17 protein-coding genes are annotated in these 18,021 nt (G+C 68.5%); 11 read left to right on the top strand and 6 right to left on the bottom strand.

Annotated features, from left to right (window positions below; translation table 11 throughout):
* Nucleotide 1 precedes the first annotated feature (1 nt).
* From B5Y19_RS05275 to B5Y19_RS05265, 3 genes are all read right to left on the bottom strand, one after another.
* Nucleotides 2-850 (bottom strand): ABC transporter permease, encoded by an 849-nt coding sequence (locus B5Y19_RS05275; RefSeq protein WP_055726742.1) that lies wholly within the window; start codon nt 848-850, stop codon nt 2-4.
* Between the two features lie 10 nt (nt 851-860).
* The gene (locus B5Y19_RS05270) at nt 861-1,802 is read right to left on the bottom strand and encodes an ABC transporter permease (protein WP_055726741.1); all 942 of its coding nucleotides are present in this window, start codon (nt 1,800-1,802) and stop codon (nt 861-863) included.
* A gap of 100 nt (nt 1,803-1,902) precedes the next feature.
* Entirely contained in the window at nt 1,903-3,468 is a 1,566-nt protein-coding gene (locus B5Y19_RS05265) for an ABC transporter substrate-binding protein (RefSeq protein ID WP_055726740.1), read from the bottom strand.
* A gap of 416 nt (nt 3,469-3,884) precedes the next feature.
* Here B5Y19_RS05265 and B5Y19_RS05260 point away from each other — a divergent pair, with 416 nt between their 5' ends.
* From B5Y19_RS05260 to pcaDC, 5 genes are all read left to right on the top strand, one after another.
* Complete coding sequence (locus B5Y19_RS05260) at nt 3,885-4,325, top strand: PACE efflux transporter (RefSeq protein ID WP_079591176.1); 441 nt, start codon at nt 3,885-3,887, stop codon at nt 4,323-4,325.
* Nucleotides 4,326-4,509: 184 nt separating this feature from the next.
* Nucleotides 4,510-5,220, top strand: a complete 711-nt coding sequence (locus B5Y19_RS05255) for a CoA transferase subunit A (protein WP_055726738.1) — start codon at nt 4,510-4,512, stop codon at nt 5,218-5,220.
* Complete coding sequence (locus tag B5Y19_RS05250) at nt 5,220-5,882, top strand: 3-oxoacid CoA-transferase subunit B (RefSeq protein WP_055726737.1); 663 nt, start codon at nt 5,220-5,222, stop codon at nt 5,880-5,882. The genes B5Y19_RS05255 and B5Y19_RS05250 overlap by 1 nt, the downstream gene beginning before the upstream one ends.
* Nucleotides 5,879-7,018 carry a lyase family protein gene (locus B5Y19_RS05245; protein ID WP_079591175.1) on the top strand — a complete coding sequence of 380 codons (1,140 nt, stop codon included), beginning with the start codon at nt 5,879-5,881 and terminating at the stop codon, nt 7,016-7,018. The genes B5Y19_RS05250 and B5Y19_RS05245 overlap by 4 nt, the downstream gene beginning before the upstream one ends.
* Before the next feature lie 10 nt (nt 7,019-7,028).
* Nucleotides 7,029-8,210, top strand: a complete 1,182-nt coding sequence (gene pcaDC, locus B5Y19_RS26660; RefSeq protein ID WP_055728650.1) for a bifunctional 3-oxoadipate enol-lactonase/4-carboxymuconolactone decarboxylase PcaDC — start codon at nt 7,029-7,031, stop codon at nt 8,208-8,210.
* A gap of 4 nt (nt 8,211-8,214) precedes the next feature.
* Here pcaDC and B5Y19_RS05235 read toward each other — a convergent pair whose 3' ends face one another.
* Nucleotides 8,215-9,090, bottom strand: a complete 876-nt coding sequence (locus B5Y19_RS05235) for a helix-turn-helix domain-containing protein (RefSeq protein WP_055728649.1) — start codon at nt 9,088-9,090, stop codon at nt 8,215-8,217.
* Between the two features lie 128 nt (nt 9,091-9,218).
* Here B5Y19_RS05235 and pobA point away from each other — a divergent pair, with 128 nt between their 5' ends.
* The 6 genes from pobA (at nt 9,219) to B5Y19_RS05205 (ending at nt 15,242) form a co-directional block, all read left to right on the top strand.
* Complete coding sequence (gene pobA, locus B5Y19_RS05230; protein WP_079591174.1) at nt 9,219-10,391, top strand: 4-hydroxybenzoate 3-monooxygenase; 1,173 nt, start codon at nt 9,219-9,221, stop codon at nt 10,389-10,391.
* A 152-nt stretch (nt 10,392-10,543) separates the two neighbouring features.
* On the top strand, nt 10,544-11,737 hold the full coding sequence (locus B5Y19_RS05225; protein ID WP_079591173.1) for an ABC transporter substrate-binding protein: 1,194 nt from the start codon (nt 10,544-10,546) through the stop codon (nt 11,735-11,737).
* 174 nt (nt 11,738-11,911) lie between these two features.
* Entirely contained in the window at nt 11,912-12,775 is an 864-nt protein-coding gene (locus B5Y19_RS05220) for a branched-chain amino acid ABC transporter permease (RefSeq protein WP_055728647.1), read from the top strand.
* A 1-nt stretch (nt 12,776) separates the two neighbouring features.
* Nucleotides 12,777-13,784, top strand: a complete 1,008-nt coding sequence (locus B5Y19_RS05215; protein ID WP_055728646.1) for a branched-chain amino acid ABC transporter permease — start codon at nt 12,777-12,779, stop codon at nt 13,782-13,784.
* The gene (locus tag B5Y19_RS05210; protein ID WP_055728645.1) at nt 13,781-14,539 is read left to right on the top strand and encodes an ABC transporter ATP-binding protein; all 759 of its coding nucleotides are present in this window, start codon (nt 13,781-13,783) and stop codon (nt 14,537-14,539) included. The genes B5Y19_RS05215 and B5Y19_RS05210 overlap by 4 nt, the downstream gene beginning before the upstream one ends.
* A complete protein-coding gene (locus B5Y19_RS05205; protein WP_055728644.1) occupies nt 14,526-15,242 on the top strand; it encodes an ABC transporter ATP-binding protein in 717 nt (238 codons plus the stop codon). Before B5Y19_RS05210 ends, B5Y19_RS05205 begins: the two co-directional genes overlap by 14 nt.
* Before the next feature lie 105 nt (nt 15,243-15,347).
* Here the strand turns inward: B5Y19_RS05205 and B5Y19_RS05200 are convergent, their stop codons facing one another.
* A complete protein-coding gene (locus B5Y19_RS05200) occupies nt 15,348-16,313 on the bottom strand; it encodes a 2-hydroxyacid dehydrogenase (protein WP_055728643.1) in 966 nt (321 codons plus the stop codon).
* A 27-nt stretch (nt 16,314-16,340) separates the two neighbouring features.
* Nucleotides 16,341-18,017 (bottom strand): cephalosporin acylase I, encoded by a 1,677-nt coding sequence (locus tag B5Y19_RS05195; RefSeq protein ID WP_055728642.1) that lies wholly within the window; start codon nt 18,015-18,017, stop codon nt 16,341-16,343.
* Between the last annotated feature and the right edge of the window lie 4 nt (nt 18,018-18,021).

The raw sequence follows: 18,021 nt of genomic DNA, 5'->3' as shown, positions 1-18,021 counted from the left end.
TTCACAACGCCTTCCGGAGCCGCGGATCGAGCATGTCGCGCAGGCCATCACCGACGATCTGCAGCGACAGGGCCACGAAGACGATCGCCAGCCCCGGGAAGCCGACCAGCCAGAAGGCGTCGTCGGCATATTGCTGGCCCGAGGCGATCATGGTGCCCCAGGTCGGGACTTCCGGCGGCACGCCGGCGCCGAGGAAGGAAAGCCCCGCTTCCGCGAGCACCGCATAGGCGAAGATGAAGGTCGCCTGCACCAGCACCGGCGAGGCGATGTTCGGCAGGAGATGCACGGCGAGGATCCGCGGCGTCGAGACGCCGATCGAGCGCGCCGCCTCGACGAAAGGCAGTTCGCGCACGACCAGCGTCGAGGCGCGGATGACGCGCACGACGCGCGGCGTGTAGACGATCGAGAGCGCCAGGATGACGTTGCCGGCGGAGGCCCCGAGTACCGCCACCAGGAAGATCGCGAGCAGGATGTCGGGCAGCGCCATCAGCGCATCCACCAGCCGCATGATCGCCGCGTCCAGGCGCTTGAAGTAGCCGGCGACGAGGCCGAGCGCAGCGCCGGTACCGACCGAGATCAGCACCACGGCGAAGCCGATGCCCAGCGAGGCGCGCGCGCCCCAGATGATGCGGGAGAAGATGTCGCGGCCGAGCTCGTCGGTACCGAACCAGTTGAGTTCGTTCGGCGGGCGCAGGCGCCGCACCACCCGCATGGCGCCGGGATCGAAGGGCGAGAGCCACGGCGCGAACAGCGCGAGCGCGAAGGCGACGAGCAGGACGAGCGCGGCGACGAGCACGAGCTTGCGGCGGAAGAGGCTGCGCAGGAAGGCGCGAACGGGAGAGTTCGTCATCGCCGCCTCCTCAGTAGCGCACGCGGGGATCGACGAGCGTGTAGATCACGTCGATCAGGAGGTTGATCAGGACATAGATCGCCGCGACCGCGAGCAGCGCTCCCTGGATCACCGGGTAGTCGCGCCGCAGCACCGCCGAGACGACGAGATTGCCGATGCCGGGCAACCCGAACACCGTCTCGGTGACGATCGCGCCGCCGATCAGCAGCGCCAGCGTCAGGCCGAGCACGGTGATGACCGGGACGAGCACGTTGCGGAAGGCATGCCCCAGCAGGACGCGACGCTCCGACAGCCCCTTCGCCCGCGCCGTGCGCAGGAAATCGGCGTCGAGGATGTCGAGCATGCTGGCGCGGGTGAAGCGGGTGATCAGCGCCGAATTGACGACGCCGAGCACGGCGGCCGGCAGCAGCAGGTGCCGCAGGCGCTCGGCGAAGCCGGCCTCCGGCGCGCCATAGCCCGCGACCGGGAACCAGCCGAGCTTGACGGCAAAGAGCTGGATGAAGATCAGGCCGAGCCAGAAGCTCGGGATGTTGGCCGCCAGCATGGCGAGCCCGCTGACCGTCTGGTCGACCGGGCGTCCGCGCCAGACCGCCGAGGCGACGCCGGCGGGGATGCCGATCGCTGCGGCGATCGCCAGCGAGAACATCGCCAGGAAGAAGGTCGGCTCGGCCCGCTCCAGCAGCGCCTGCGTCACCGGCCGTTGCAGGAAGATCGACTGGCCGAGATTGCCGCTCGCGACCTCCTTCAGCCACAGCGCGAACTGCAGCGGCAGGGGCTGGTCGAGGCCGTAGGCGGCACGCAGCCTGGCGATGTCCTCGGCCGTCGCCTGGTCGCCCAGCATCAGGGCCGCCGGATCGCCCGGCGCCAGCCGGGTCAGGAAGAAGACGAGCGCGGCGACGATGAAGAGGACGAGCAGCAGGCCGGCGAAGCGGCGTCCGATATGCGCGAGCATCCGATACGCTCCGTTGTGCGGTAGGCGGGCTTGTCGGAAATGCATCCGGCGCGGCATCGACCGCGCCGGTGCGACTGTCAGGCCAGGTGCCCCGGCCGGCCTACTTGGCCAGGCCGACGTTCCAGAAGGACGGCCACGGCATCGCGGCGTAGTCGGTCAGCTTGGCCGAGGTGCCGGAGAGCGCGCCGAAATTGCCGGCGCGGATATAGGGCACCTCGTCATAGACCACCTGCTGGACCTTGCCCCAGAGTGCGCCGCGCTTGGCCGGGTCGGGCTCCGCGTTGAAGGCGGCGAGCGCCGCTTCCTTGGCCGGGCTCGCCCACCAGCCGGGAGCGCCGTCGCCGAGCTGTGGCGGCGAGAGCATCGGCTCGGGCAGGAAGGCGGAGTGGGTGATGTAGATGTCCCACAGCGCCGGGTCGCCGCGGCGCTGGATCAGCGTCGCCCAGTCGACGACGTCGAGCTGCACCTTGAAGCCGGCCGCCTTCATCTGCTCCGCCATGACCAGCGCCATGCGGTGATGGAAGTCATACTGCTTCGAGTTCAGGATGCGGATCGGCGTGCCGTCATACTTGGCCTCGGCCAGGAGCTTCTTGGCGCCGGCGGCATCGGCCTTGCTGTACTTGTCCTTGCCGGCTTCCGAGAAGAAGGGCGAGCCCTTCGGGAAGTGCTCGGCCGCCTTGGCGAAGAACTTCGGCTCGCCGAAGCCGGCCATCAGCACCTCTTCGAGGTCGAGCGCCATCTGGAAGGCCTGCCGGACCTTCAGATCGGCCATCGGCCCCTGCTTGGTGTTGGTCGGGAAATAGGGGAAGCCGAAGGGCATGGTCAGCACGGCGCGCGCGGCGCTCGCCCCGGACAGCTTCTTGAAGCTCTCGACCGGCAGCTGGTCGGAGAACTGATACTGACCGGCGATCACGCCTTCGAGGCGGGTATTGGCGTTCGGCACCGGGATGAAGCGCAGCTCGTCGATCTTCGCCTCGCGCTTGCCGGCATAGCCGGAGGCCGGCTCGCTGCGCGCGGCATAGCCATCGTGCTTGACCAGCACGACGAACTGGTCGGGCTTGCGCTCGCGGAACTTGTAGGGGCCGGTGCCGACGAATTCGGTCAGCGGGTTGGCGATCGATTCCTTCGCCATGATCGCGGCGAAGCCGGACGGCAAAGCGAGATGCGCCAGCAGCGCCGGCTCGACCTTGCTCAGCACGATCTCGACCGTTGTCGGCCCCTTGGCCGTCAGGCTGACAATGCTCTTGGAGAGCCCCTTGCCGCGCGGCGTCATCTCGAACCAGCGCTTCAGCGAGGCGACGACGTCCTCGGAATCGAGATCGCGGCCATTGTGGAGCTTGACGCCCTTGCGCAGCTCGATCGTGTAGGTCTTGCCGTCGGCCGAGACGGTCGGCAGCGTGGCAGCCAGCATCGGCTGCGTCGCCCAGTTGGCGTCGAAGGTGAACAGCGACTCGTAGACATGGTGCATGATCGTACCGACGAGGTCGGCAGTCGACGCCATCGGATCGAGCGACTGCGGCTCGCCGACCATGGCGAGGTTCGCGCTCGTGGCCCCCTGCGCCGCAGCCGAAAGCGGGCCCATGACCGTCGAGGCGGCGAGGCCGGCCGCAAGCCCGGCGAGGCCGCGCCGGGTCAAGGCGCCTTGGTCGAAGCTTTTCACGTGCATGATGTCTCCCCTGGCAAGGCCATGAATCCTGGCCGTTTGTGAAATTTTATTACCAAAGATATTTCACAACACCGAAAGCTTGGCAAGACAGGCCGGCGCATGCCGATATTGACGGCAGAAGCAGGCTGATTTCGGCAGAAATGGCAGGTCGCCCATGCAGGATATGTAATTAAATTCCCGCTTCGCGAAACCGCCGCCACTTGACTGGCCCAACTGCGGGCCGGCTGTGCCCTCTGCGAAAATCCCGGTCCTCGCTGGACGAAAGCCCTGCCCCCGGCATCGGCCGGGTTGATCGGCGCCGCTCTCGATCGATCCAATCCATCTGAAAAGCAGATGATAGCTAACTTGAACAAGCGGCTGATCGCGATAGAAGCCGCGCCATCAAACCGAAATCAGTTCAAGCGAGACGACCAAGCATGTCGATGCGTTCATTCCCGGATCGGGTCCGCCACGCCCTCCTTTTCGAGGCGATCGGGCTCGCGCTGGTCATCCCGGGCGGCGCGCAGCTGTTCGGGCTGCCGGCCAGCCATATGGGCGTGGTCGGCGTCGGCTCGGCGACCGTGGCGACGCTGTGGAACTTCGTCTTCAATCTCGGCTTCGACCACGCCATGCACCGCCTGGTCGGGCATACCCGCAAGAACCTCGCGACGCGCGTCCTGCATGTGCTGCTCTTCGAAGGCGGCCTGCTCGTGCTGCTGCTGCCGCCGATCGCCTGGTATCTCGGCATGAGCCTGTGGCAGACCTTGCTGATGGATCTCGCCATCGTGGTCTTCTACGTGGTCTACGCCTTCCTGTTCAATCTCGCCTATGACCGGGTTTTCCCGATTACCGCGCCGGAGCGCATGGCCGCCGCCTGAACCGTCGCCCGCTCCGCCCCACGCGCGGGCCCGCGACGCCGCGATGGCCATGGACATTCGCCGGCGATCGTATTCTGATCGCCGGCGAAACCATCGGGGGCGGCCGGCCCGCGGCGCGAGCGCGCCGTTCGGGACGAGCCGCCAAGGCGCATGTCGCGGCAGAGGCCGCGCCCTGGGAGGAGCAATGACGCGGAAGATTTATGACGGCCCATCGGCTGCGCTTGAGGGGCTGCTGTTTGACGGGATGACGATCATGTCGGGCGGCTTCGGCCTGTCGGGCAATCCCGAGAGCCTGATTCCGCAGATCCGCGATTCCGGCGTGAAGAACCTGACGGTGATCTCGAATAATGCCGGCGCCGACGGCTTCGGCCTGTGGATGCTGCTGCAGACCCGGCAGATCAAGAAGATGATCGCGTCCTATGTCGGGGAGAACAAGCTGTTCGAGCAGCAATACCTCGCCGGCGAACTGGAGCTCGAGCTCAACCCGCAGGGCACGCTGGCCGAGCGCATCCGCGCCGGCGGCGCCGGCATCCCGGCCTTCTACACCAGGACCGGCGTCGGCACCGTCGTGGCGGAAGGCAAGCCGGTCGAGGAATTCGAGGGCCAGCTCTATGTCCGCGAGACCTGGCTGCGCGCCGACCTCGCCATCGTCAAGGCCTGGAAGGCCGATACCGCCGGCAATCTCGTCTATCGAAAGACCGCGCGGAACTTCAACCCGAACATGGCGACCGCCGGCAAGGTGACCGTGGCCGAGGTCGAGGAGATCGTGCCGGTCGGCTCGCTCGATCCGGAGGCGATCCACACCCCCGGCATCTATGTCGACCGCATCATCAAGAGCACGATCAACGACAAGAAGATCGAGAAGCTGACCGAGCGCAAGAGGGAGGCAGCCTGATGGCCTGGACCCGCGAAGAGGTGGCTGCCCGCGCCGCCAAGGAATTGAAGGACGGCTTCTACGTCAATCTCGGCATCGGCATTCCCACGCTGGTGGCGAACTATATTCCCGATGGCGTCGACGTCACCCTGCAGTCGGAGAACGGCCTGCTCGGCATCGGTCCCTTTCCCTATGAGGGCGAAGCCGATCCCGACCTGATCAATGCCGGCAAGCAGACCATCACCATCCTGCCGAGCTCGAGCTTCTTCTCCTCGGCCGATAGCTTCGCGATGATCCGCGGCGGCCATATCGATCTCACCATCCTCGGTGCCATGGAGGTGGCGGCCAATGGCGACATCGCCAACTGGACCATTCCCGGCAAGATGGTGAAGGGCATGGGCGGCGCGATGGACCTCGTCGCCGGCGTCAAGAAGGTCATCGTCGTGATGGATCACGCCAACAAGGCGGGCGAATCCAAGGTGCTGGAGCGCTGCTCGCTGCCGCTGACCGGCGCCGGCGTGGTCGATCTCATCATCACCGATCTCTGTGTCATGAGCTGCGACAAGGAGAAGGGCGGCGGGCTCACCCTGATCGAGCTCGCCCCCGGCGTCAGCCTCGACGAGGTCAAGGCCAAGACGGCGGCACCCTTCACGGTCGCGCCGAGCCTCGCCAAGGCCGCGTGAGCGGGCTCCTCCGCTCGCGGCCGGCGACAACCCAGGCGATGCTGGCCGCGTTCTCCGACGCGGCCACGCTGCGCCATGCGCTCGCCTTCGAGGCGGAGCTCGCCCGCGCCGAAGCGGCCGAAGGACTGATCGGGCCCGAGTCGGCCGAGGCGATCGCGGCGCTCTGCGCCAGGATCGTGATCGACCCCGCCGCGCTGGCGGAGGAGACGACGCTGGCGGGCACCCTCGCCATCCCTCTGGTGGCGCGGCTGCGCGCCGCCTTGCCGAAAGCTGCCGCCGCCGTCCTGCACAAGGGGGCGACCAGCCAGGATGTCGCGGATTCGGTGCTGGCCTGCCAGATTCGCGCCGCGAGCGCCCTGCTCGACAGCGATCTTGCCCGTACGGCGACGGCGCTGGCCGCCTTGGCGCAGCGCCATGCCGCGACACCCGCTATCGGCCGCACCTTGCTGCAGGATGCGCTGCCGATCGGCCTCGGCCTGCGCCTCGCGCAATGGCAGGCCGGCATCGTCGAAGCCGCCGAACGCCTGCGGCACGAGGTCGAGACCGGCGCCACCCTGCAATTCGGCGGAGCAGCCGGCAGCCGCGCCGGCCTCGATGGCAAGGGCGCCGCCGTCTCGGCCCGCCTCGCCGCCGCGCTCGACCTGCCGGACGCACCGCCCTGGCACGCCCGCCGCGGCGGCATCGCCGGCATCGCGGCGGCTCTCGCCATCGCGATCGGCGCGCTCGGCAAAATGGCGCGCGACGTCTCGCTCCTGGCACAGAACGGCATCGGCGAAGCGCGCGAGCCAGCGATCCCCGGCCGCGGCGGCTCCTCGGCCATGGCACATAAGCGCAACCCCACCGGCTGCCAGATCGCGCTGTCCGCCGCCCTGCGGGCGCCCGGCCTCGTCGCCGGCATCCTCGCCGGCCTGCCCGCCGAGCAGGAGCGCGGCCTCGGTGGCTGGCAGGCAGAGGGCCCGGCGCTCGCCGAGCTCTTCTTGCTCGCAGGCGGCGCGGCCGAGGCCATGGCGACGGTGGCGGAAGGGCTGGAGATCGACGAAGCCGCCATCGCCCGCAACCTGGCGGCGGCGGGCCTCGGAAGCGACATCGGCGAGAGCCCGGCGCTGGTCGCCGCACTGCTCGCGCGGCAAGATTGAGGAACGGACAATGCCTTTCGCAGCGAGCAGCGGCGCCCGGATCTATTGGAAGCTCGAAGGCGCCGACGGCAAGCCGGCGCTCGTGCTGCTGAATTCGATCGGCACGGACCTCTCGCTCTGGGACGCAGTCCTGCCCGCCCTGCTCGCCTCCTTCCGCGTGCTCAGGCTCGACACCCGCGGCCACGGCGCCTCCGACGCGCCGGCTGGCGACTACAGCCTCGCCATGCTGGCGGACGACGTCTCCGCCGCCATGGATGCCGCCGGCATCGACCGCGCGGCCGTGGCCGGCGTCTCGCTCGGCGGCATGATCGCGATGGAATTGGCCTTGTCCCGGCCGGAGCGCGTCTCGGCCCTCGCATTGATCTGCACCTCAGCGACCATGGACAAGGCCGCCTGGCAGGAGCGCATCGCCAAGGTCCGCACCGGCGGGACGGCGGCAATCGCCGACCTCGCCATGCAGCGCTTCCTTTCGCCGGCCTTCGCCGCGGGCCAGCCGGCTGTGGCCGAAAGCGTGCGGCGCAGTCTCGTCGCCATGAACAGCGAAGGCTATGCCGGGGCCGGAGCCGCGATCCGCGACATGGACCTGATCGGCCAGCTACCCGCCCTCGCCTGCCCGGTGCTGGTCGTCGTCGGCGAGCGCGACGCCTCCACTCCCTTCGCCGGCCATGGCGAGAACCTCCTCGCCGCCATCCCTGCGGCGAAGCTGGACCGGCTCGACTGCGGCCATCTCGCCCCGCTCGAGGCGCCCGCCGCCCTGGCCGGCGCCCTGCGCGCCTTCCTGCAGCCCGGCCCGGACGTCGCCGCCGCAGCCGAGACCCTGTTCGAGGCCGGTCTGGGCAACCGCCGCCGCGTCCTCGGCGACGCCTGGGTGGATCGCTCGCTCGCCAACCGCACGCCATTCAACGCCGAGTTCCAGGCGATGATCACCCGCGTCGCCTGGCAGGAGATCTGGAGCCGCCCCGGGCTGGACGACCGCACGCGGCGCCTGATCGTGCTCGCCATCACCGCGAGCCTCGGCCGCTGGGAGGAATTCCGCCTGCATGTCCGCGCCGGGCTGACGAGCGGCGGCTTCACCCGCGACGAGCTCAAGGAACTGCTGATGCAGACGGCGATCTATGCCGGCGTGCCGGCCGGCAACACCGGCTTTGCCGAGGCCGCCGCGGTGATGAAGGAGATCGACGCCGCCGGCTGAGCCGTCAGGCCTTCGCCCGATAGTCCGACGGCGACACCCCTGCGCGCTTGGCGAAGAAGCGCGAGAAATAGGCCGGATCGGTGAAGCCCAGCCGGAACGAGATCTGCGCGATCGACATCGCCGTGTAGACCAGGTCCCGCCTGGCTTCGATCATCAGCCTGTCCTGGATCACCCGCGCCGCCGAATGGCCGAGCAGTTCCCGGCAGCTGCGCGACAGATGCGGCACCGAAACGCCCAGCGCTCCGGCATAGACCGCGAGCGGGTCATGATGCTGGAAGCGCGCCTCGACCCGCTCGACGAAGCGGCGGACGAGGCCGGCGCGCGGATCCCGCGCCGGCTCCACGCCGGTCCGCACGCCGCGCACCGCCCGCACGAACCAGGACGCGATCAGGTCGGCGAAGGCGCCCAGCGAGAATTCGCGGCCCGGCAGGTTCGCCCCGAACTCGCGCATCGCCAGCCGCATCGTCGCCTCCAGCGCTGCCGCTTCCGCGCCCGTCGCCGTCATCTGCAGCACCGCCGGCACCCCGAGGAACGACCGCGCCTCCGGCTCGGCACCGAACAGCCGCTTCAGCGAGGTCGCCGCGGCGCTGGCCACGAAGCCGTCGGTTCCTTCCAGAAAGGCGAATTCGTGGATGGTCGAAGGCGGCAGCAGCAGCACCGATCCCGGTTCGAGGCGATGGTCGCGGCCGTCGACCCGTGTCCGCCCTCCCCCCCGGGTGACCAGGAAGAACTGGAACAGGTCATGATGCAGATGTGGCTGGATCGTCCAGCCATGCAGGGAACTGCGCGCCACGATCGGCTCGATATGCAGCGCATCGGGGAAGCGCTCGGCCAGACGCTCGCCATAGAGCCAATAGGCTGGGACGGAGCTTCCGGACATAGCCTCCTCAGGATCGATCTGTCCAAGACATTGAACGAATCTTCCATTCCTTCCAGGGTAGATCAAGGCTTAGATTCTCACCGCGGATCGAACGGTACAAATCGACGTTCCGTGGGAGGTCAACGACAATGCGAACGCAGGTCGCCATCATCGGCGCCGGGCCGGCCGGGCTGCTGCTCGGGCAGCTGCTGTCGCGCGCCGGCATCGACAACGTCATTATCGAACGGCGCAGCGCCGACTACGTCCTGTCGCGCATCCGCGCCGGCGTGCTCGAGCAGGGCATGGTCGATCTCCTGCACGAAGCCGGCGTCGGCGAGCGGCTCGATCGCGAGGGCCTGGTCCATGACGGCTTCGCGCTGGCCTATCACGGCGTGCTCCACCGCCTCGACCTCAAGGAGCTCAGCGGCGGCAGGACGGTCACCGTCTATGGCCAGACCGAGGTGACGCGCGACCTCATCGAGGCCCGCCATGAACTCGGTCGTCCCACCATCTACGAGGCGGAGGATGTGGCGCTGCACGACATCGACGGCGCCTCCCCGCGCGTGACCTTCCGGGCGGAGGGGCAGGCGCGGGAGCTGCGCTGCGACTTCATCGCCGGCTGCGACGGCTATCACGGGGTGTCGCGCCGCTCCGTCCCGCCGGCCGCCCTGCAGAGCTTCGAGCGGTTCTATCCCTTCGGCTGGCTCGGCCTGCTGGTCGACCGACCGCCCGCCGCACATGAGCTGGTCTATGCCCATCATGAGCGCGGCTTCGCGCTGTGCTCAATGCGCTCGGCCGAGCGCAGCCGCTATTATGTCCAGGTGCCGCTGGAGGAACGGGCCGAGGACTGGTCGGACGAGGCCTTCTTCGACGAGTTGCGCCGGCGCCTGCCCGGCGAGGTCGCCGATGCGGTCGCGACCGGGCCGTCACTGGAGAAGAGCATCGCCCCGCTGCGCAGCTTCGTGGCCGAACCAATGCGCTTCGGCCACCTGTTCCTCGCCGGCGACGCCGCCCATATCGTGCCGCCGACCGGAGCCAAGGGGCTCAATCTCGCCGCGAGCGACGTGCGCTATCTCTTCGATGCCCTGCGCGAGCACTATCACGACCGCTCCGATGCCGGCCTCGACGCCTATTCGGCCCGGGCACTCGCCCGCGTCTGGAAGGCGGAGCGCTTCTCCTGGTGGATGACCAATCTGCTGCACCGCTTCCCGGAGCGCGACGGCTTCGACCTCCGCATCCAGGAGGCGGAATTCGCCTATCTGCTGCAATCGCGGGCGGCCAGCACGGTGGTCGCCGAGAACTATGTCGGCTTGCCCTATTAGGAGCCCCAGGGCATTGCCCTGAGGCGAAAAATTGCGTTGGTGACAACAAGAGCCGGACGCCGCCTTGCGGCGCCCCGGCCGGACCGGCCAGAACATCGCACCGCGCCGGAAGCGCGGCCGCGACGGGAAACGATATCGGGAGGTAGAGAACGATGAAGAAGACATCCTTCGGCCGGTTCGTGCGGGCCGGCGCCCTCGCCCTCGCAGGCGTCTGCGGCCTCGGCGGCAGCGCCTTCGCCGACACGATCAAGGTCGGCATCATCGGGCCCTTCTCCGGTCCCTTCGCCCTGCAGGGCAAGAACTTCCAGGCCGGCGCCGAAGCCTGGCTGGCGCAGAACGGCAAGACCGTCGCCGGCCACGACATCGAGCTGGTCTACCGCGACCTGCCGACCGCCAACCCGCAGCAGGCGCGCGCGCTGGCTCAGGAGCTGATCGTCCGCGACAAGGTCCAGTATCTCGGCGGCGTCTATTTCACCCCCGACGCGATGGCGATCACCCCGCTTCTGAAGCAGGGCAACGTGCCGCTGGTGATCTTCAACGCCGCCACCTCGGCGATCATGACCTCCTCGCCGCTGGCGGTGCGGACCTCCTTCACCCTCTCTCAGACCACGACCCCCCTCGGCAAGGCGGCGGTCGAGCGCGGCGTGAAGAAGTTCGTTTCGGTCGTCACCGACTACGGCCCCGGCGTCGATGCCGAAGCCGCCTTCAAGAAGGCCATCACGGCCGCCGGCGGCGAAGTCGTCGAGTCGATCCGCATGCCGCTCAACACCACCGAATTCAGCCCGATCATGCAGCGCGTCCGCGATGCCGGGGCCGAGGGTGTCTTCGCCTTCCTGCCCTCGGGCCCGCCGACGCTCGGCTTCGTCAAGGCGTTCAGCGACACCGGCCTGAAGAAGGCGGGCGTCAAGCTCTTCGCGCCGGGCGACCTCACGCAGGAATCGGACCTGCCGGCGCTGGGCGAGGCGGCGGACGGCCTGATCACCTCGTTCCACTATGCGGTCTCGCATGATTCCGAGATCAACAAGCGTTTCGTCGCGGCCGCCGACAAGGCCATCGGCGCGCCGGACCTGCTCTCCTTCCCGGCGGTGGGCGCCTATGACGGCATGTTCGTGATCGCGAAGATGATCGCCGCGACCGGCGGCAAGCAGGATGCGGAGAAGGCGGTCGAGGCAGTGAAGGGCCTCGCCTGGGAAAGCCCGCGCGGGCCGGTCAAGATCGACCCGGAGACTCGCCACATCACCCAGACGATCTATCTGCGCGAGGTCGCCAAGGACGCGCAGGGCCGCTGGATCAACAAGGAGATCGCCAGCGTGCCGGACCAGAAGGATTCCGGCCTAACGAAGTAAGGTCGCCTTCCATTTGGAGCAGCCGTCATTCTCGGGCGAAGCGTAGCGCAGACCCGAGAATCTCTTGTCGAAAGAGGCTCCGAAGCTTCCGTGCCATGAGATGCTCGGGTCAAGCCCGAGCATGACGGCAGCTTTCCCGCATGCGCCACGCCAGGCAGCAACGAGGCCCGCAATATGCAGACCGCGCTGAGCATCGCCATGGACGCCCTCGCCTATGGCATGGCGCTGTTCATCATCTGCATCGGCCTGTCGCTGACCATGGGCCTGATGCGCGTGGTCAACCTCGCCCATGGCGCCTTCGCGATGATCGGCGGCTACATCGCCTCCTGGGCGGCGCGCGACCTCGGCCTCGGCTACGGCTTCGCCATCCTGCTCGCCATGCTCGGCACGGTGCTGATCGCGATCCCGCTGGAGCGCCTGCTCTATCGCCGCATCTACGACCGCAGCGAGCTTTCCCAGGTGCTGATGACGATCGGCATCACCTTCTGCGTCATCGGCATCACCAACTACTTCTTCGGCCCGACGCTGAAGACGATTCCCCTGCCGGCCGAGCTCGCCCGCTCCGTCGATCTCGGCTTCCGCGGCATCGCCGGCCACCGGCTCTTCGTGATCGCGAGCGGCCTCGTCGTCGCCGGCGGCCTCTGGTTCCTGATCGAGCGCACCGGTTTCGGCATCCATCTGCGCGCCGCCGTCGAGAATGCGCCGATGGCCCGTGCACTCGGCGTGCGCACCGAGATCATCTATGCGGCGAGCTTCGCGCTTGCGATCGGGCTCGCCGCCTTCGGCGGCGTGGTCGGCGCCGAATTCCTGCCGATCGAGCCCTATTACGCCCTGCGCTATATGGTGACCTTCCTGGTCGTCGTCTCGGTCGGCGGCGCCGGCTCGATCCCGGGCGCGCTCGCCGCCTGCCTCCTGCTCGGCGCCATCGATGTCACCGGGCGCTATCTCGTGCCGGATTTCGGCAATTTCTTCTTCTATCTCGCGGTGATCCTGGTGGTCTGCATCTTCCCGCGCGGGTTGATGGGGCGGGCGCAGTAGCATGACCGGCGCAACGCTCCCGCACGACACGGCGCCCCGGCTGCGCACACTCGGCCAGGACCTGCTCGGCCTCGCGCTGATCGCGCTCGCCGGCCTTGCCGGCTATGCGCTGTTTCCGGACAACCTCGCCTTCCTCACCCGCGTCGTCTCGGTGGCGCTGCTCGTGCTCTCGCTCGACCTGATCGTCGGCTATTGCGGCATCGCCTCGCTCGGCCAGGGGGCGCTCTACGGCACCGGCGCCTATGCCGCCGGCATCGCCTGCCTGCATGGCGTCACCGAGCCCTTCCTGCTCATCCTGATCGGCGCGGCCGCAGGCGCCGTCATGGGCCTGCTTATGGGAGCGGTGATGCTGCGCGCCCATGGCCTGCCGCAGCTCGTGCTCTCGATCGCCATCGTCCAGCTCCTGCACGAGGCCGCGAACAAGGCCTCCTCGATCACCGGCGGCAGCGACGGCCTCTCCGGCATGGTCCCCGCCCCGCTCTTCGGCGTCTTCGAATTCGATCTCTGGGGCCGCAGCGCCTATTTCTTCGGCCTCGCCTTGCTCATCCTCGTCTTCGCAGCGCTACGCTTCATCGTGCGTTCGCCCTTCGGCATGGTCTGCCGTGGCCTCAAGGAGGATCCGCTGCGGATCAGCGCGCTCGGCATCCGCGCCTTCCCGGTGCTGCTCAAGATGTTCGCGATCTCCGGTGCGGTCGCCGGCATGGGCGGGGCGCTTGCGGCCATCGCGACGCAGGTCGTCGGGCTCGACAGCGTGAGTTTCGAGATTTCGGCTAATGCTCTCGTCATGCTCGTGCTCGGCGGCATCGGCCATCTCTACGGCGCGCTGATCGGCACCGTGATCTTCATGGCGCTCGAGCATGTCGTCGCCGCGATCAACCCCTTCCACTGGATGACGCTGGTCGGCGCCGTGCTGATCGCCATCGTGCTCTTCGCCCCGCGCGGGCTCTCCGGCACGCTGGACGAGGCCGCGCGCCTGCTCACCCGCAGCCGCTGGAGGGCCGGACGATGAGCACGCTGTTCGAGGTTTCGAACCTCTCGAAGGAGTTCGGCGGTCTCCAGGTCAGCCGCGATATCTCGCTGGCGCTGGCGGAGGGCGAGCGCCTCGCCCTGATCGGCCCCAACGGTGCCGGCAAGACCACCTTCGTCAATCTCGTCACCGGCCGGATCCGGCCGAGCGCCGGCCAGGTGCGCCTCGGCGGCGAGGACATCACGGCGCTCGGTGCCGTCCAGCGCGTGCGGCGCGGCCTCGTCCGCACCTTCCAGGTCACGCGGCTGTTCCCGGACATGACGCCGGAAGAGCATGTGGTGATGACGATCCTGCAGCGGCACGGGCGGGCGACGCGCATCTTCGCCCGCTTTCACGGCGACTCCGCAGCCCGCGACGAGGCGGCAGAGATCCTCGCCACGCTGGGCCTGACCGAGGTCTCCAGTCGCAAGGTCGCGACCATCGCCTATGGCCAGCAGCGCCTGCTGGAAATCGCGATCGCGCTGGCGCAGCGGCCAAAGGTGCTGCTGCTCGACGAGCCGGCGGCCGGCGTGCCGTCCGCCGACACGCCGCGCATCGAGGAGGCGCTGGCACAGCTGCCGCCCTCGCTCGCCGTGCTGATGATCGAGCACGACATGGACCTGGTCTTCCGTTTCGCCAAACGCGTCGTGGTGCTGGCCGCGGGCGAGCTGATCTTCCAGGGGCTGCCGGCCGAGGTCGCCAGGGACGCCAAGGTCCGCGAAGCCTATCTCGGGAGCTACGCCCATGCCGGCAGCTGAGCTCGACGTCCGCAATCTGAGCGCCGGCTACGGCCAGACCCATGTGCTGGAGGACGTCTCCTTCTCCGTGCCGGCGGGCGGGCGCCTCTCCATCCTCGGCCGCAACGGCATGGGCAAGACCACGCTGATGGCGAGCCTGATGGGGCTGACCCGCCGCTATGCCGGCAGCATCGCCGTGGGGGGCACCGACATCACCGCGCTCGGCACCGCCGCCCGCGCCCGCAGCGGCATCGGCCTCGTCCCGCAGACCCGCGAGATCTTCAAGGGGCTGACGGTCGAGGAGAATCTCTTCGCCGGGCTGAAGGGCCGGCCGCGCAGCGCGATCGAGGAGGCCTATGCGCTGTTCCCGCGCCTGCGCGAGCGCCGCCGCAACCTCGGCTCGCAGCTCTCGGGCGGCGAGCAGCAGATGCTGGCGACGGCGCGCACCATCCTCGGCCAGCCTTCCGTGCTGCTGCTCGACGAGCCATTGGAGGGCCTCGCCCCCGTCATCTGCGACATGCTGATGGAGGCCTTCACCCGGCTCGCGGGAAGCGGCGCGATGACGATCCTCTTCGTCGAGCAGCGCCTCGAGAGTGCGCTCGATTTCGCCGAGGAGGTCGTCATCCTCGAGCGCGGGCGGATCGTCTGGTCAGGCAAGCCCGACGCGCTGCGCGCCGATGCCGAAACGCTCGAACGCTATGTCGGCGTCGGCGGGCTGCACTGAATCCCCGTCGTCATTCCGAGCGCAGCGAAGCACTCCAGGGGGCGTAGAGCACTGCCGCCTCTGGATTGCTTCGGAGCTAACGCTCCTCGCAATGACGAGCAGGCGTCACACCACCAGATCGAGCGGCGGCACCGGCTCCCCACGCGAGACGTGCTGCATGTTTGCGAACATGCGTTTCACCACCGGCGCGAAATTGTCGGCGGCCATGGCGGCGAGATGCGGCGTGGTCACGAGATTGTCGAGGGTCAGGAGCTCGCTCTCGGCCGGGAGCGGCTCGATCTCGTAGACATCCATCGCCGCGCCCGCGATCTCCTTCGCCCGGAGCGCCGTGACGAGATCGGCCTCGTTGACGACGCCGCCGCGCGCGACATTAATCAGAACCGCCGTCTTCTTCATCTTTTTCAACGCCGCGAGGTCGATCAGGTCCTTGGTCTCTGGCGTCAGCGGGCAATGCAGCGAGACGACGTCGGCCAGGGTCAGGATCTCCTCCATCGAGGCATGCTTGACGCCCAGAGCCGCTTCCTCGGCGGCATCGAGCGGCGTGCGCTTGCTGTAGAGGATGGTGCAGCCGAAGCCCTTCAGCAGCTTCGCGACATTCTTGCCGATCGCCCCGAAGCCGACGATGCCGACGGTCTTGCCGGAGAGCGTATAGGTATCCGACGGCAACTGGCCCGTGCGCCAATGGCCCTTCTTCATTTCGGCATTGCCATAGGCGATGTGGCGCAAGGTCGAGATCGTCAGCCCGAGCGCGAATTCGGAAACGGCGACCGCATTCGAGCCGGTCGTGCGCGCGACCTTGATGCCGAGCTCCCTGGCGGTCTCGATGTCGATATTGTCGTAGCCGACGCCCCATTTATGCAGCAGCTTCAGCTTCTTCGCGGCGCGCAGCACGTCGCCGGAGACGCCGACCTGGCCGGAAATCGCATAATCGGCGTTGGCGATGATCTCCTTCATGTGCTCGTCGCCGCGGGCCGTGCCATGGGTCAGCACGAAGCCATCAGGCAGCAACGCGCGCAGGCGGTCGGCCCGCTCGGGCGTGGTCATGTCGAGAAGAACGATGGTCTCGGGCATGGGATGGTCCAGTCGAAAAAGCTCGGATCAGATGGTGAAGCGCGCGCCGGCGCGGGCAAGCCCGCCGGAGATCGCGACGGGCGTGCCGTCGGCGCGCCAGCAGGCGGCGCCGGTCAAGGTGCCGTCCGGGTTGAAGGCAATCGCGTTCATGCCGCCGGCGACGCGCGGCGAGCGCACCACCTTGTGGCCGCGCGCCAGAAGCGCCTGCGCCACCGCCTCGGGGATGGCTTCCTCGAGCTCGAGCACGCCGCCCTCGGTCCAGACGCGCGGCGCCTCGACCGCCTCCTGCAGCGTCATCCGGTGGTCGATCAGATTGACGATCGCCTGCAGCGCCGAGGGGAAGATGCGCAACGCCCCGGGCAGGCCGAGCGCGAAGGCGAGCCGGCCGTCCCTCAGCGCCATCATCGGCGCCATCGAAGTGAAGACCCGCTTGCCCGGCGCGATCGACAGCGCACGCCCGGGATGCGGATCGAAGTTGAACATGTAGTTGTTGGCGATCATGCCCGTGCCGGGAATCTGCACGCAGGCGCCGAACAGCCCGTTGATCGTCTGCGTCGCGCTGACGACGTTGCCCATGGCATCCGCGACGGTGACATGGGTCGTGTCGGCGGATTCGCCGCCCGAGAGCCCGGCCGTCCAGCTCTTCGCCTGGCCCATCTCGATCAGCGCGCGGCGCTCATTCGCATAGGCCTTGTCGATCAGCTTCTCGACCGGGACCTTGACGAAGGCGGGATCGGCCGTCGCCACGGCGCGGTCGGCGAAGGCGATCTTCAGGGCTTCGGCGAGCAGATGCACGGCATCGGCCGAGCCGAAACCGAGCGCGCCGATATCGTAGCCTTCGAGGATGTTGAGCATCTGCGTGATGTGCACGCCCGAGGAGGAGGGCGGCGGCGGGCCGATGATCTCGTAGCCGCGATAGGAGCCGCGGATCGGCTCGCGCAGTTCGATCCGGTAGTTGGCGAGGTCGGCCTGATCGATCAGGCCGCCATTCTTCGCCATGTAGTCGGTCAGCGCCCGCCCGAGCTTGCCGCCATAAAGCGCCTCCGGCCCTTCGGCCGCGATCAATTTCAGGCTTGCGGCATAGTCGGACTGGACGAGCCGCATGCCCGGCTGGAGCGGCCGGCCGCCCGGCAGCAGCATCGCCGCCAGCCCTGGATCGCGGGCAAGGTCGGCGGCATTGTCGGTGATGCAGTTCGAGAGATAGGGCGTGACCACGAAGCCGCGCTCCGCCAACCCGATCGCCGGCTGCAGCACCTCGGCCAGTGGCAGCGTGCCGAAGCGTGCCACCGCCTCGCACCAGCCCTTGAGCGCGCCAGGAACGGCGACCGCCTTGGCCCCGACCACGTTCTCGCGGTCGCGGGTGTCGCGCTGCTTGCCGATCTCGTCCGAGAGGCAGTCATACATGTCGGGCGTGGCATGGCCCGGCGCGGTCGAGAGGTTGTCGATCACGACATGACGGCCATCCGCGAGGCGGATATGGCTCAGCCCCCCGCCGAGGATGCCGACCATCATCGGCTCGGCAACGGTCAGCGCGAAGAGCGAGGCGACGGCCGCATCGATGGCGTTGCCTCCGGCGAGCAGCATCTGCGCGCCGGCCGCCGAGGCGAGCGGATGGTTGGTGACGACCATGCCGCGGGAGCCGGTCGCGGGCTTCTTCTCGCAGGTGAAATCGGCGGCGCGCCGGACGGGGACGGGAGCGTTCATGGCC

Origin of the sequence: Allobosea thiooxidans (genome assembly GCF_900168195.1) — a bacterium.
GTDB lineage: Bacteria > Pseudomonadota > Alphaproteobacteria > Rhizobiales > Beijerinckiaceae > Allobosea > Allobosea thiooxidans.
This window is presented reverse-complemented; position numbering and strand designations above follow the sequence as displayed.

Coding starts and splice junctions, on each gene's coding strand:
- B5Y19_RS05275 (WP_055726742.1), bottom strand. CDS start 850: ATGACGAACTCTCCCGTTCGCGCCTTCCTGCGCAGCCTCTTCCGCCGC.
- B5Y19_RS05270 (WP_055726741.1), bottom strand. CDS start 1,802: ATGCTCGCGCATATCGGACGCCGCTTCGCCGGCCTGCTGCTCGTCCTC.
- B5Y19_RS05265 (WP_055726740.1), bottom strand. CDS start 3,468: ATGCACGTGAAAAGCTTCGACCAAGGCGCCTTGACCCGGCGCGGCCTC.
- B5Y19_RS05260 (WP_079591176.1), top strand. CDS start 3,885: ATGTCGATGCGTTCATTCCCGGATCGGGTCCGCCACGCCCTCCTTTTC.
- B5Y19_RS05255 (WP_055726738.1), top strand. CDS start 4,510: ATGACGCGGAAGATTTATGACGGCCCATCGGCTGCGCTTGAGGGGCTG.
- B5Y19_RS05250 (WP_055726737.1), top strand. CDS start 5,220: ATGGCCTGGACCCGCGAAGAGGTGGCTGCCCGCGCCGCCAAGGAATTG.
- pcaDC (WP_055728650.1), top strand. CDS start 7,029: ATGCCTTTCGCAGCGAGCAGCGGCGCCCGGATCTATTGGAAGCTCGAA.
- B5Y19_RS05235 (WP_055728649.1), bottom strand. CDS start 9,090: ATGTCCGGAAGCTCCGTCCCAGCCTATTGGCTCTATGGCGAGCGTCTG.
- pobA (WP_079591174.1), top strand. CDS start 9,219: ATGCGAACGCAGGTCGCCATCATCGGCGCCGGGCCGGCCGGGCTGCTG.
- B5Y19_RS05225 (WP_079591173.1), top strand. CDS start 10,544: ATGAAGAAGACATCCTTCGGCCGGTTCGTGCGGGCCGGCGCCCTCGCC.
- B5Y19_RS05220 (WP_055728647.1), top strand. CDS start 11,912: ATGCAGACCGCGCTGAGCATCGCCATGGACGCCCTCGCCTATGGCATG.
- B5Y19_RS05215 (WP_055728646.1), top strand. CDS start 12,777: ATGACCGGCGCAACGCTCCCGCACGACACGGCGCCCCGGCTGCGCACA.
- B5Y19_RS05210 (WP_055728645.1), top strand. CDS start 13,781: ATGAGCACGCTGTTCGAGGTTTCGAACCTCTCGAAGGAGTTCGGCGGT.
- B5Y19_RS05205 (WP_055728644.1), top strand. CDS start 14,526: ATGCCGGCAGCTGAGCTCGACGTCCGCAATCTGAGCGCCGGCTACGGC.
- B5Y19_RS05200 (WP_055728643.1), bottom strand. CDS start 16,313: ATGCCCGAGACCATCGTTCTTCTCGACATGACCACGCCCGAGCGGGCC.
- B5Y19_RS05195 (WP_055728642.1), bottom strand. CDS start 18,017: ATGAACGCTCCCGTCCCCGTCCGGCGCGCCGCCGATTTCACCTGCGAG.